This window comes from Spiroplasma endosymbiont of Sarcophaga variegata (assembly GCF_965178695.1).
In the GTDB taxonomy this organism is placed as follows: Bacteria; Bacillota_I; Bacilli_A; order Mycoplasmatales; family Mycoplasmataceae; genus Spiroplasma; species Spiroplasma poulsonii.
Genome location: NZ_CBCXVU010000002.1, coordinates 979,706 through 994,134, shown reverse-complemented (window position 1 = coordinate 994,134; position 14,429 = coordinate 979,706). Strand labels below are relative to the sequence as shown.

The 14,429-nt window shown below is 28.4% G+C and carries 14 protein-coding genes; all 14 read right to left on the bottom strand.

What is annotated here, in order from left to right:
* Nucleotides 1-7 precede the first annotated feature (7 nt).
* The gene (rpmG, locus tag ACOBME_RS06930; RefSeq protein WP_071890193.1) at nt 8-157 is read right to left on the bottom strand and encodes a 50S ribosomal protein L33; all 150 of its coding nucleotides are present in this window, start codon (nt 155-157) and stop codon (nt 8-10) included.
* Nucleotides 158-211: 54 nt separating this feature from the next.
* Entirely contained in the window at nt 212-589 is a 378-nt protein-coding gene (locus ACOBME_RS06925) for a hypothetical protein (RefSeq protein ID WP_419334771.1), read from the bottom strand.
* A 225-nt stretch (nt 590-814) separates the two neighbouring features.
* Nucleotides 815-1,549, bottom strand: a complete 735-nt coding sequence (gene rlmB / locus ACOBME_RS06920) for a 23S rRNA (guanosine(2251)-2'-O)-methyltransferase RlmB (protein ID WP_419334770.1) — start codon at nt 1,547-1,549, stop codon at nt 815-817.
* Between the two features lie 155 nt (nt 1,550-1,704).
* Nucleotides 1,705-2,922, bottom strand: coding sequence for a methylenetetrahydrofolate--tRNA-(uracil(54)-C(5))-methyltransferase (FADH(2)-oxidizing) TrmFO (trmFO, locus tag ACOBME_RS06915; protein ID WP_338965194.1), 1,218 nt, complete (start codon nt 2,920-2,922; stop codon nt 1,705-1,707).
* A gap of 4 nt (nt 2,923-2,926) precedes the next feature.
* Nucleotides 2,927-4,267 (bottom strand): cysteine--tRNA ligase, encoded by a 1,341-nt coding sequence (cysS, locus tag ACOBME_RS06910; protein WP_338965192.1) that lies wholly within the window; start codon nt 4,265-4,267, stop codon nt 2,927-2,929.
* A gap of 11 nt (nt 4,268-4,278) precedes the next feature.
* A complete protein-coding gene (gene mnmG, locus ACOBME_RS06905) occupies nt 4,279-6,162 on the bottom strand; it encodes a tRNA uridine-5-carboxymethylaminomethyl(34) synthesis enzyme MnmG (RefSeq protein WP_419335381.1) in 1,884 nt (627 codons plus the stop codon).
* Nucleotides 6,163-6,182: 20 nt separating this feature from the next.
* Nucleotides 6,183-7,766 (bottom strand): methionine--tRNA ligase, encoded by a 1,584-nt coding sequence (gene metG / locus ACOBME_RS06900; RefSeq protein ID WP_419334767.1) that lies wholly within the window; start codon nt 7,764-7,766, stop codon nt 6,183-6,185.
* Between the two features lie 109 nt (nt 7,767-7,875).
* A complete protein-coding gene (locus ACOBME_RS06895; protein WP_419334765.1) occupies nt 7,876-8,361 on the bottom strand; it encodes a hypothetical protein in 486 nt (161 codons plus the stop codon).
* 154 nt (nt 8,362-8,515) lie between these two features.
* A complete protein-coding gene (gap, locus tag ACOBME_RS06890; protein WP_338965184.1) occupies nt 8,516-9,514 on the bottom strand; it encodes a type I glyceraldehyde-3-phosphate dehydrogenase in 999 nt (332 codons plus the stop codon).
* A gap of 261 nt (nt 9,515-9,775) precedes the next feature.
* Nucleotides 9,776-10,285, bottom strand: a complete 510-nt coding sequence (locus ACOBME_RS06885) for a hypothetical protein (RefSeq protein WP_338965181.1) — start codon at nt 10,283-10,285, stop codon at nt 9,776-9,778.
* Nucleotides 10,257-11,168, bottom strand: coding sequence for an ATP-binding protein (locus ACOBME_RS06880; protein ID WP_419334763.1), 912 nt, complete (start codon nt 11,166-11,168; stop codon nt 10,257-10,259). The genes ACOBME_RS06885 and ACOBME_RS06880 overlap by 29 nt, the downstream gene beginning before the upstream one ends.
* Nucleotides 11,169-11,196: 28 nt before the next feature.
* Entirely contained in the window at nt 11,197-12,438 is a 1,242-nt protein-coding gene (locus ACOBME_RS06875) for a DnaD domain protein (protein ID WP_419334761.1), read from the bottom strand.
* A 170-nt stretch (nt 12,439-12,608) separates the two neighbouring features.
* A complete protein-coding gene (locus ACOBME_RS06870; protein WP_338965171.1) occupies nt 12,609-13,301 on the bottom strand; it encodes a folate family ECF transporter S component in 693 nt (230 codons plus the stop codon).
* Between the two features lie 3 nt (nt 13,302-13,304).
* A complete protein-coding gene (locus ACOBME_RS06865; RefSeq protein WP_338965169.1) occupies nt 13,305-14,429 on the bottom strand; it encodes a bifunctional folylpolyglutamate synthase/dihydrofolate synthase in 1,125 nt (374 codons plus the stop codon).

Genomic DNA, 14,429 nt, shown 5'->3' with positions numbered 1-14,429 from the left:
CGAACACCTACCTTGTTTCTTTATGTTTCGTATGCTTGTTACATGTTTTACAAAATTTATTTATTTCTAACCGCTCTTTTTGTGTCATCTTATTCTTAAATGTTGAATAATTTCGATTTAAACATTCCGAGCATACTAATATGATTTTTTCGCGCATAATATTCACCATATTTAATTATAGTATATTAATAAAAATATTGGTATACTTAATTTAATTATTTTTATAAAAATCCTTTGTTTTTTGCATAATTCGTTGCATTGCATTATCAACTTGCCAATAATCTAGGGCTAAAAGTTGATGAATATTATAAATATTTTCCCCCGCATACCATAATCGAAAAACTTCTTTTTCTAATGGTGATAACCGTTGATAAAATAATTTAATAACTTGTTTTTGTTCATCAAAACGCGCAATTTTTGTTGAAAAATATTCTTCATTGCTTGTAACATTATCATTTGCTAGTTTAACATAATAATTAAAAACGCGATTTCGCATATTTAAACATTGGCGAATTTGCTTATGAATATCTCATGTATAACGTTGAAAAATAAAATCTTTTAGTTTTTTCCGTGACTGAGGATTATACATTTTCGCACTTTCTAGGACAGAAAAATACTTCAAGCTCTCTAAATCGGATAATTCAATTGGCAAAGCAAAATACTTATAAAACGTTCGTCGTTTTACCTCTTCTAGAAAGGGGGGCATATAATTTATATAAATTAATTACCGCTTTATTGTTATGACCCTCTTGAAATAAATAAAGTAGTTCATATTCATTAATAAGCATCAATTCCTTTCTAATTACTATTTGTTTTATTGCTGTAGCATTTTAATTTGATAAATTAAAATTGCACTCGCAACTGATACATTTAAAGAATCTAAATGACCTGTTGTTGGAATATAAAGGTTAAAATCAGAATGTTTTAGTAGTTTGGGACTAATCCCTGTCCCTTCGTTTCCAACAATTAAACAAACAGGGGTATCATATTTTAATTCGTGCACCTTTTGTGCATCTGTTGTTAAACTTGTTGCATAAATTCAAAAACCTTGTTTTTTTAAATATTCAACCGCATTTGTTAAATTATTTACCCGCGAAACATGAACATAATTAAAAGCTCCGGCCGAAGTTTTTGCAACCGTGGCATTAATATCAACTTGCCGTTTATCTAAAATAATTACCCCATCAACATTAAACATATCGCAAGTTCGAAGAATGGCACCAAAATTATGCGGGTCAGAAATTTGGTCAAGAACCAATAAAAATGGATGCTTCTTTTGCAAAGCTTCTTGGGTTAGTGTTTCAAGCGAATAATTTTGCGGTTTTAAAATTTCTAACACTAAATTTTGATGTTTATTTGTTTTTACTAATGTGGTCATTTTATCAGAAGAACAAAAAGCAACCTTTAAATGGCGATCTTGGGTTAATTTTAAATAATAATCATTATTTTTACTTTGATCTAATAAATATAATTTATTAACTTTCATTGTTGGGTTTAATAAGGATTCAACAACGGGATTAATTCCATAAATGTATATATATTCTTGCATATTATCTTCCTTTTCCTATTTTATTATGCATAACCAATATTAATAAATTATTTTACAAATATTATAGTTCAATTTTATACTTTTTAATAGTTTCTTTTAATTTTTCGATTGCTCGCTGATAAATTGCCAAGTTTTTTGCTGCTTTACTTGGAAATTTAGGTTCCAAGACTGGGAATCCCAATATTTGCTTTCATTGGTTTTAAATCCTTCTGTTTTGGATTAGTAACATAATTAATTAATGAACCCAAAACGGTTTCTGAAGGTAATTTAATTAACGGCAATTCCATCATATATTGATAAACATTTAAAGCACACAATAACCCTGATGCCGCGGATTCTAAATAACCTTCAACACCAATAATTTGACCCGCAAAAAAGATGTTACTATTTTGTTTAAATTGCAAATATTGATTTAAAATCTTTGGTGCATTAATGTAATTATTTTTATGTAAAACACCATAACGAACAATATCAACATCCGCTAAACCATGAATAAATTGTTTAATAATTCGTTTTTGTTCTGGTCAGGTTAAATTTGTTTGTCAACCAACCAAATTATATAAACTATCAATCACATTATCTTGGCGTAATTGGACAACAGCAAATGGTTGTTCACCATATTGATTTAAAAGATTATTACTACTCATTGGACCATTTAACAAAATTTTTCGTGATGTTTGCGCCATAACTTCAATTGGTTGACAACCTCTAAAATATTTTTCAAAAGCAGGGATAATAACTCGCTTTGCATTAACTAGTTCTGTCACTAATTGGTCAAATTCTTGCTCTGTTAATGGACAAATAATATAATCTTTCTGTTCGGAATGGCGTGCCCCATAATATGCTTTCGTAAAATCAATTCCCGATTTTGTGATAATTGGTGCTGAACCACCATAATAATATAACGCTTTGTTTCCAATTAACTTTTTTAATTCTGTCTCAAAATTTGGACTAATTAATGGTCCTGCTGCAATAATGGTAACTTGTTGTGGGTCAATTGTCACAAATTCATCGTAAATAATAGAAATATTAGGATGATTCAATAATGTTGTTGTAATTTTTGTAGAAAACAATTCACGATCAACACTAAGAGCGTCATCTCCTGGTACTTGTATTTCATAAGCTGTTTTTAAAATTAATGAATCCAATAATTTTAATTCTTCTTTTAAAATGCCAATCGCATTTTCTTTTGACACACTACGAAAAGAATTAGAACAAACTAATTCGGCAAAAGTTTCTAATTTTTGTACCGAATTCTTTTGCTTGCTCTTTCCTTCATATAAGTTAACTTTTAATCCTCGTTTTGCTAATTGATATGCAATTTCTGAACCAGCTAAACCAGCACCAACAATATTAATTTCTTTTGTCTTCATCAGTTTAAAAAATATCTTTTTCTAATAAAACTTTACGAAGCTCATCAGCTTTAACAAAATCTTTGCTATCTTTAGATTTAATTCATTCCAATAAATATTCCCGAATTTCACCACTAATAACCGGTAATTTAAAATTAAAATTCATAATATTAAAAATAATATTATAAAAATCACTAGCTAATTGCAAATCTAACATTTTATTACGTAATTGTGTATTGATCATTTTTATCATCTGACTAATAATTGTCAAAACATTAGGGCTATTTAAATTATTAGCTAATTCAGCAAGAACCTTTTTAACATATTCACCGTGCTTTGCTAAATTATAACTTAAATCATATTCTGCTAAAAATAAATTAATTGCTTTCAAAACCTTTAAAATCTTGTCAATTTCATTTTGAACAACACCAATAATAGTATCGGTGACATTTAAAGGTTGCGTATAATTAGTTGCATATAACAAGTAGCGCAACGCATTAGCACCATATGATTTAATAAAATCACGAACTAAAATAGTATTATCTAATGATTTACTCATTTTTTCATCTGCAACATTTAAATGCCCATTATGCATTCAAATTTTACTAATTTCTTTTCCTTTATTTTTAGCAAAAAATTGAATTCTTTCATTTTCATGATGCGGAAAAACCAAATCAATCCCCCCAGCATGAATATCAATTGTTTGATGGTTAAAAAATTTATCAATTAAAACCGCACATTCTGTATGTCATCCTGGACGACCCCGATATTTTTGACCATTAATATCATAAAATGGAAACGAAAGCCCTGTCGAAGTATTTTTCCACAAAGCAAAATCATATTGACTATGTTTATTTGCATTATGTTCAATCCGTGCATTAACTTCTAATTCTGCTAACTTTTTATTAGCTAAACAACCATAAACTTCTTGATATTCTTTAATATTAAAATAAACATTACCATTAACTTCATATGCGGCTCCAATTTGAACTAATGCTTTAATAAAAATAACAATATCATTAATATGATCAGTAACCCGTACCCGCGCTGTTGGCGTTTTAACATTTAAATTAGTAACATCTTCTTCAAACGCTTGAATATAAAATTCAGCAATTTCTTGTTCCGTTTTATTTTCCATAACAACTTTATTAATGATTTTATCATCAATATCCGTATAATTTTGCACATAGTTAACTTCAATCCCTTGAAATTGTAGAAAACTAACTAATAAATCAACACTAATAATAGCGCGCGCATTACCAATATGGATATAATTGTAAACTGTTGGTCCACATGCATAAATATTAACTTTTTTTGTTTGACCATAATCTGTAAAATCACGAGTCAAAGTATTATATAATCTCATACTTCACCCTCTTATCTATTTGATTCAAATTCCATTTTCTTCAAATGAAACAAAAGCATTTGAATATCAGCTGGATTAATCCCCGAAATCCGGTTTGCTTGGCCAATTGAAATAGGACGAATCTTTTTAAATTTTTCTCGTGCTTCAAGTGCCAAATTATCTACTAAATCATAATTTAAACTAGCGGGAATCAATTTATTTTCTAATTTAATTGTTTTTAAAGCAATTTCTTGTTCTTTTTTAATATATCCTTCAAAGCGAATGTTAATTAATAGATTTTGTTTTAAAAATGATTTTAAGTTTTGTAAAGGTAGTAACTCCTCTTCTAAATATTTTAACTCAATATTTGGTCGTTTTAACAAATTATATCCCGAGATTCGTTCCGTAATATTGGCAATTCCTAACGTTGCTAACTTTTGAATAATTGGTGATTTTACAGTAAAATAAGTATCTTTTAATAATTGGATTACCTCATTATAGTTTTTTACATTTGTTTGATATTCATTTCAACTTTGTTCATCAATTAAACCAAACTGATGAGCATATTTTTTTAACCGTTCTTCAGCATTATCGTTTCGTAATAATAAGCGATATTCTGCGCGAGAAGTTAGTAACCGATAAGGTTCTTCGGTTCCTTTTGTAATTAAATCATCAATTAAAACACCAATATAGGCTTGATCACGACGTAAAATAAATGGTTCTTGATTATTAATACTCAATACCGCATTAATTCCCGCCATTAAACCTTGGCAAGCAGCTTCCTCATAACCACTTGTTCCGTTAATTTGTCCAGCAGTATATAAATTCTTAATTCGTTTTGTTTCTAACGTGTGGGCCAATTGGGTTGGAACAATTGCATCATATTCAATTGCATATGCTCATTTTAAAACTTCAACATTTTCAAAACCAGGTAATGAACGGAGCATCTTATCTTGAACATCAATTGGCATTGATGTTGAAAATCCTTGCACATAAATTGTATTTAAACTCTTTGACTCTGGTTCTAAAAAGATTTGGTGACGAGGTTTATCAGCAAACCGAACAATCTTATCTTCAAAACTAGGACAATAACGTGGGCCAGTTCCTTTCGCATTTCCAGAATACATTGCTGATAAAGGCAAATGATCTTGCACAATAGTGTGCGTGGTTGGGGTCGAATGAATTAATCAACATAATTCTTGTTCTTGTAACGGGGTAAATTTTTTGGTAGCATAAGAAAAAGCTAACTTCATATCAGTTCCTGGTTCTGGTTGTGCTTTCGTATAATCAATTGAAGTATTAAGAACACGAGCGGGTGTTCCTGTTTTTAGCCGAAATAATTCAAACCCTAAGTGTTTTAATTGTGTTGATAACCCCGCTGTTGTAATATCTCCATCAGGTCCTTGTGCCTTTTTTTCTTTTCCTTGTAAAACTAATGATTGCATATATGTTCCTGTTGTTAAAATAACTTTTTTCGCAAAAAATTGGGTTTGATCTTTTAAAACAACACCATAACAAACATTATTATCATCAACCAACAAACTTTGCACTGCTCCTTCATATAATTCCAAATTAACTTGGTTTTCAATAACAGTTTGCATATATTTTGCATATTTAATTTTATCTGATTGTGCTCGTAATGCTCATACTGCTGGACCACGAGAAGAATTTAATAATTTCATTTGTAAAGCAGTCGCATCAGCAGCTTTGGCCATTTCACCACCAATAGCATCAATTTCACGAACAACAATGCCTTTTGCTGGGCCACCAATTGAGGGATTACATGGCATTAAGGCAATTTTATCTTTATGTAAAGTAATTAACAATGTTTTTTTCTGCATTCTAGCAGCAACTAAACTTGCTTCAACACCAGCATATCCAGCCCCAATAACAATTACATCGTATTCTTTCATTAAAACCCCTCCTTTAAATTATTTTACTGATTTAATTCTGCTTCAATTCGTTTTAATTCTTGTTCAACATTTAAACGTTCAAATAAATTTGCTTTTTTCTCTATCCTTTTATTATATATCATTTCTTGACTTAAACTTGTTGAAAATGTTAAATTTTGTAAATCAATGTTAAAGTAATCCGCAATTTTTTGCGCGTGATCAATTAATACTGGTTGTAATAAAAAGGCACTAACAATAATAACATAAGCTAGCGTTGCTAATGTTGTATGTAATTGGGTTGTTTCTTGATTCTTTTCTAATTCTCATGGTTTACTTTCTTCAATATATTTATTTGCTTTATTACATAATTCTAAAACAATACTTAATGCTTTTGCAATTTGATAATTATTCATTGCTATTTGATAATTTTTAATTGCTAACAAACAACTATCAATTAAATCATTTTTTAATGTTCCTTGCGATAAAAGTTCCCCATTAAAATATTTGCTAATCATATTACTGACACGTGATACTAAGTTTCCAATATTATTGACTAGATGAGTATTATATGATTCTAAAAACATTTCATAAGAAAATTTCCCATCATGATCAGTTGGAATTTCATATCCTAAATAAAATCTTAAAACATCACGACCATACTGATCAATTAAATATAATGGGTCAACAACATTACCAATTGATTTACTCATCTTTGTATCTTTGAATAAAATTCAACCATGGGATAAAAGTTTATTTGGCTGACGTAACCCCAATCTTTCTAACATACTTGGTCAATAAATGGTATGGAACCGAGCAATTTCTTTTCCTAATAATTGCAAAATTTCAACATTTGTGTTATTTCAAAATTTATTAAATAATGTTTCATCTTCTGATAAATAACCTAATGCTGTTAAGTAATTAGATAACGCATCAATTCAAACATAAATAATATGTTTGTTATTTTCTAATGTTTTAATTCCTCACGAAAAAGTTGTTCTTGTTACTGACAAGTCAGTTAATCCTGGTAGAATAAAATTATTTAACATTTCATTTTTTCTAGCTTCTGGTTCAATAAAAGTTGGGTGAGCATTATAATAATTAATTAAAAACTGGCTATATTTTGAAACTTTAAAAAAATAAGTTTCTTCTTTAACTTTCTTTGGTTTGTTCCCGCACACCAAACATTGCTGCGTTATTTTATCTAATTGTGATTCTGTTAAAAACTCCTCACAACTAACACAATATAAGCCCTCATATTCACCTAAATAAATATCTCCTTTATGATATAATTTACTAAAAATCTTTTGAACCCCTTGTTCATGAGCATGATCTGTTGTGCGAATAAATTTTGAATACTCAATGCCTAATTTATTTCATAATAACTTAAAATTATTAACAATCATTGTTGTAAATTCAAATGGTGTAACACCCGCTTCTTTTGCTTTCTTTTCAATTTTTTCACCATGTTCATCACTACCAGTTAAGAAAAAGGTTTCATAGCCATCTAACTTCTTATAACGGTTTAAAATATCCGCTAAGGTTGTTGTATAAGCATGGCCAATGTGTAATTGGGCACTTGGATAATAAATTGGGGTTGTAACATAAAATAATTTCTTGTTCTGACTCATAATATCCCTCTCATTTTTATAATTGCTAATATAAATTATATCGCATTTTCTGTTTATCAGATAAATAAAAAAATAGTTATGATGATAACTATTTTTCATTAACAATAATTTATCTTGTTACTTCACTTAGTTTGCGAGAAGAAATACTACGTAAGCCTTCTCCTAGCAATTCTGTCATTTGATAAGCAATATAAATAAAATCAATGTCATCAATACGATTATCGTAATTTTCCTTTAAAATATTAGTTGCCTGTTTATATAATTTATTATTGTAAACTTTAACATCTAATTTCTCTTTGAAATAACTAAAAGATAATGTTTTAGCATTTAACAATAAGGAATCAATTCGCAGCAATAATGTTTTATAGGTGTCAGCTAACGCTAATTCCAATCGATATGTAAAATCATCTTCAGTAATAACACGACCACTATTTCGAATTCAAAGCACATTGTCATATAACAATTGAATCGGATTAGTGGAATCACGAATTTTTTCAATACTTAAGACTAATTTTAATTTGTCGCGAATATTATGAAAGTGTTTCTCTAAAATAGGATTCTTCATTTTAATAATCTCCTTCAATACTTCAGCCATTTAACAGCACTGTTATAAATACGCAAAAGGTATTATTATTCAGTTTTATTAATTATAAGGTTAGTTTCTTATATATAATTATCATAACATAAGAAATATATTTTTCTAAAAAAATAAAAAACACTAAAAAATTTTTAGTGCTTCTTACTTTTAATTAAACTGTTGCAAAGTATAATAATGTTCGTACCATTTGTGATACATATGACATTTCGTTATCATATCATGCATATACTTTAACTAATTGTTTCCCATCAACTTCAATAATTTTTGTTAATGTCGCATCAAAGATTGATCCATGTGATTCGCCAATAATATCTGATGAAACAATTGGTTGCGTATTATAACCAAAAGTTTCTGACTCAGCTGCTTTCATTGCATTATTAATTTCATCAACTGTTGTTGTTGTTTTTAATTCAACTGCTAAGTCAACAATTGAACCGGTAATTGTTGGGACACGTAACGCCATTCCATCAAACTTACCTTTTAATTGTGGCAATACTAATGCTGCGGCTGCGGCTGCTCCAGTTTTAGTTGGAACAATATTAGAAAAGGCAGCGCGCGCTCTTCTTAAATCATCATGAGCTAAATCTAATAAACGTTGGTCGTTTGTAACAGCATGAACAGTTGTTATGTATCCTTTTTCAATTCCAAATTTTTCATCTAGAACTTTAGCCATTGGTGCTAAACAGTTTGTGGTACAACTTGCTCCCGAAATAACAGTATCATCTTTTGTGATATCCTTATGGTTAACATTGTAAACAATCGTTTTAACATCAGTTCCTTTTGCTGGCGCTGAAATTAAAACTTTTTTTGCTCCTGCTGTAATATGTTGTGAAGCTCCTGCTTTATCAGCAAATCTTCCTGTTGATTCAACAACAACACCCACTCCTAATTTCCCTCATGGCAAAGCGGTTGGATCTTTTTCTGCACAAACAACTACTTTCTTTCCATTAACAATAATAGCATTTTCTTCTGAAGAAATTTTTCCACGCATTCATCCCCCTTGGGCTGAATCAAGTTCTAATAATGTTGCTAATGTTTTTGCATCTGTTAAATCATTAATTGCGACAATTTCAACATTTTTTTCTTCAAATAATTTTCTAAATGCTAAACGGCCAATACGTCCAAATCCGTTAATTGCAATTTTTGTCATCTACTCTTTCTCCTCTACTAGTTTAATAACTTAGTCTGCAATAAAACATTGCATCCTTACTCTTATTTTACAACCTCGTTCCTTAATTTGCAAGAAATTTAGAAAATATCCAAATAAAGCAAGCACAAAAAACTAGAAATCTTCATTGTGAATTAAAAACTCATTTTCATCATCAACTGCTGCTTCAAATAATAATGGGTCACCATATAAATCTAATGCAATCGCTTCAAAAGCTAACAACGAATTTGCTTGCTTTAGCTTTTAAAATTCTTTCATATCCATTTCATAATATTCTGCCATTTCCGTTAATTCTTGTACTACTTCTGGCTGTGTTTTATGTTTTAATAAACTAAAAGAAGCTTCTAAACTACGATATGCTGGATCATCTTTTGCTAGCGTTCCATGCACAGCCAAATATTCGGCCAGAATTTTTTGTTTTTGTTCTTTTAAAAGATTGAATTTTTCTAATGGTAAATAATGTTTATCAATAAGTGCTTCTTTGTCTTGTTGTCATTCATTTAAAAATAAAATTCGATGTAAATCACGTTCAAAACATTCAAACTTAAACTTATCATCTGGGTCTGGTTTATCATAATCAAATCAATAATTTTTAATTAGATATTCTTTTTTATCTTTTGTTATTACTTTAATCCCAACTTGTGGTTCATATCAATATTTTTGAACATCTAAATATAAAATATCTTGCACCTTATTTTTTTGATCATATCCTTTAAAAAAATATTTATGTAGTTCATACTTTAGCATAATCATTATCACTTCTCCTACTACTTCCAATCAATTCTAATTCTGTTGCCAGTCCTCGAATCCGATCAACAATCCGCAACACTTTTACCTTATTAATTTCCTTATCACCAATTTCATTTTTAACATTAGCATAAATTGTTGTTAATGCAGTTGTTGTAAAATTAGAAGAAAAAAAAGTTGGTAACTGGTGGCTGATCCGATCATTTAAAATTCGAAATAATAAATCATCACGAACTCATGGTGAAATAGTTTCCCCACCAATGTCATCTAAAAATAAAACATCGGCTCGTAATAAGTCCACAACTAACGAGGATTTGTTATTAAAAATATTAAATGACTCTTTTACGCGGTTAATTAAATTAATTACTGAAATAAAAGCAACCTTCCAATTATTATTTGCTAAAACATTAGCTAATCTAATTAATAAATAAGTTTTCCCAACCCCCGGTTCACCATAAATATATAATCCTTTTTGGCGTTGTCCTTTAACAAATTTAACCATTTCAACAATAATCTGATGCATATTATTGAAGTTTTCATCTTTTTTAATATCATTTAAACGAAGTTTTAATAACTCATCACTAAAGTCATAGTAAAGATAATTATTTTTAACTTTGTTTACTTCGTTCAATGTTATAGTATGGTTACACTCAACCCGTGTTAAAAATAACTTGTCAGCTTCTTTTTTAAAATAATATTTATAACCTTTAAATTGTTGTTGACAAAATAATAAATTCGGACTAGATTCACAGTAATGATAATTATTTAAATATTCTTCAAAGAGCGAACTAAACTTTTCATAATCATTAACATCAAAAGCAATTGCTTGCAAATTAAGCATTAACTCTTCATTAATCTTAATTTGTTCTAACAAATTTAGTTTTGTCATTCCTGTGTCTCCTCTTTTGAAAATTATTTTATAAGTTTTTTAAATCATCTAATAATTGGTTAAGGTCAACCTTTTCTTCTTCTCGTTTTTGTCGTTTTTGTTCATAAAGTTTATTATATTCTAACGATGACATGTTATCTTTCGCCGTTGTTTCTTTAAATTTATAAGTAGTACTTTTAATTGTTTCTTTTGCAATTTTATTTTTTTGTGTCTTCGCATAAGCACTACGTAAATGTTGCATTGCCTTATCAACTGTGTCAATTTGTAATTGATTAAAAGTATTTGCAATTTTTTCACAATATTTTCTTTCAATTCGACGAGAATTTTTAAACCAAACATATTCAATTAAGCAATTAACAACCCCTGGCTTTAACGAATAATTAACAATTAAATCACGAATTAAATCAATTTCCATTGGCGTTGGTTTTGTGTTTTCACGTAATAAAGTTAAATATTCAATTGGATCAATTGATGTCATTTCATTAATTTTTGCTTCTAACATATTTGTTGGCCTTACAATATTTTCTTCATTAACAGTTAAGTTTAACTGCTCTCCAGTTATTTGTTTTTTCAAAATTGTTTTTTGATGAAAATCAGATAATAAATGTTGAAATTTTTCATAATTAAAAATACGTTTTTGCTCAACTAGTTCGATACTCTTATAAATAAAAATAGCAAGATTATTTGTTAAAACATGGTAATAATTTGCTAGTTGAATGATTTTTTCACGATATGGGAGATATAATTTATGATTGGCGTTTTTAGCTGCTAAGTACTTATCAATATAAACAAAATCTAAATTAACATTGGTCCTATTTAGTGGCGGTGCTGGTTCATTAGTAACATTAGAATAATCTGCTTCGCTAAATTTAGCTTTAATAATTGCAAAACATTTACCCCCAACAATATTTAATAAGTGCTCACTTAAGATTTTATTTTCAAAAAAAGCAATTGCAGAAATAGGTAATTGCGGTTTTAAAATATGATGCGCACCATTTTTGCGTTTTAACATTTTTAACAATCCAATTGTTTCTAATTTATTTTTTGCTGTCAAAAACTCTTCATATGTCATTTGTAATAATAATAAAAGATGGTCTAATTGATACTTAATATTTAATTCTAAAACAAAATCTTGTGCTGTAAAAGCAAGATATAACATATGTGCTTTATCGCCAATAATTGGACGATATAAACATAAAAGCAGCATACGTTCATCATCTGATAACTGGTTTTCTTGTTTTATTAAATATGTAACCACTTTCCCCAACATTTTTTCACATTCCTCTTCACTTAAATTTCACTAATAATATTACAACTAACAAATAATAAGTAAATATAAATTAACAAAATCATAATATCTGTTTAGTTATCCACAAATATTTTTAATAAAAAGTCTTATTTTTATTATATTTTTAAAAGTTTTGCACATATAAACAATTTTTAATTATTAGAAGAATTACGTTTTCTAAATTTAAATGGCATTAATGCTAACGCCTTGTTTTGCGCACACCACAAAGTAATGCTGTGCCGTGATGTAATTAATTTATATAAAATAGTAAAACTAGAAATTGTCATTGGTAAATAAATTGCCATTTGAATTGGAAACTTAACGGCTTTTGCAATAAATGTTGCTCCTAACACAACTGAATTTCAACCAATTGAATATAGTCATAAAACATTAAATCCAAATGAAATTAACATAAAGGAAATAATATATAACATAATTGTTTTTATAATTCAGAATTTTTCATTTTTAGAAAGAAAAACAATGCTGCCCATAAAACCATAAAAGGCAAGATTAAAGGCAAAACCACCATGGTAAGTTCCTTGAATATTAACTAAGGCTCCTAAAGTATCGGTGGCAATTCCACTTAAAACACCAAAGAAAGGCCCAAATAACATTCCAACAACAAAAATTAAAAAGTTACCTAATTCTAACTTAATTCCTCCTGTAATTGGAATTGTGTAACCAATTAAATTTGTTAAAATAACTGATAATGCAATCAATAGACTTGTGATTGTTATTGTTAAAATATTAATTTTTTTTAAATTTTTATAATCTAATCAAGCGCCAATTCCAAGTAACAGGGCAATCCCTAATCAAGCGCCAATATTTGTTAATAAATACAACATACTTTACATCCTTTCTAAATAAAACTGATATACTAACGAAATAAAATATAACGATCCACAAATTAAAATATTTTTTGTTTTATTTTGTAATAATAATTTCTTTCAATTTTTAACTTTATTATGAAAATTAATGTCCGTAATATCTCACGACATTGGGTGTTTAAAAGCAGTAATATATAAATTTGTCCCAAAATGTTCTTTTAACAACGTTAAGTTTTGCAAATAATCTTTCTTTTGCGATGATGCATATAACACTAGAACCTCATTATGATTTAAATTATTTAACGTTTCAAATGTATGAATGCAAGCACGAATTCCTTCTGGATTATGCGCACCATCAATAATAAAGTACGGATTTTTACTCAACTGGGTAAAACGGCCCAAGACCGGATTTACTTTAAAAAGTGCATAATTAATTTTAAACTTAAAAACTGTCAAAAACTTAATTACTAATCCAACATTAAATTCCTGATAATAATTAATTGCTTGCGGATAAACTTCGCTTGTAATAATTCTATCCAAATTAAGATATTTTGCAATAACAGAAAAATATTTTTGACAACTTGCACTAATAAAAAGTTGGCAATCATTTTTAACAATTCCCACTTTATTTTGAATAATACTTTCTAATTCTGTTCCTAAAACTTCGGTGTGGTCATAATCAATTGAAGTCAATAACACCGCTAGTTGATTATTAAAAACATTAGTTGCATCTAATCGTCCACCAATGCCAGCTTCAATAACAGCAATTTCAACTTGTTGTTCTAAAAAATATTTAATACAAATTAAAACTCAAATTTCAAAAAAAGTTAACTGATAAGTTTCAATTTCGTTTTTAATACTTTTAATAATTCGTTTTAAATCATTGTCACTAATAACTTGGTTATTAATTTTAATTCGTTCATTGTGCTTTAAAAATGCTGGTGAAGTAAAAAGACCAACTTTTTTATAATTCAACATTAGTTGGCGTTGCAAATAATTAGAAACAGAACATTTGCCATTAGTTCCAACAACATTAATAACTTGAATTTTATCTTGTCCATTATGATATTTTTCTACTAATAGTTTTGTTAAATTATATTCTTTCTTAAACAAAGCAGCTTTAAAAAGTTGTTTCTTAACATCCAT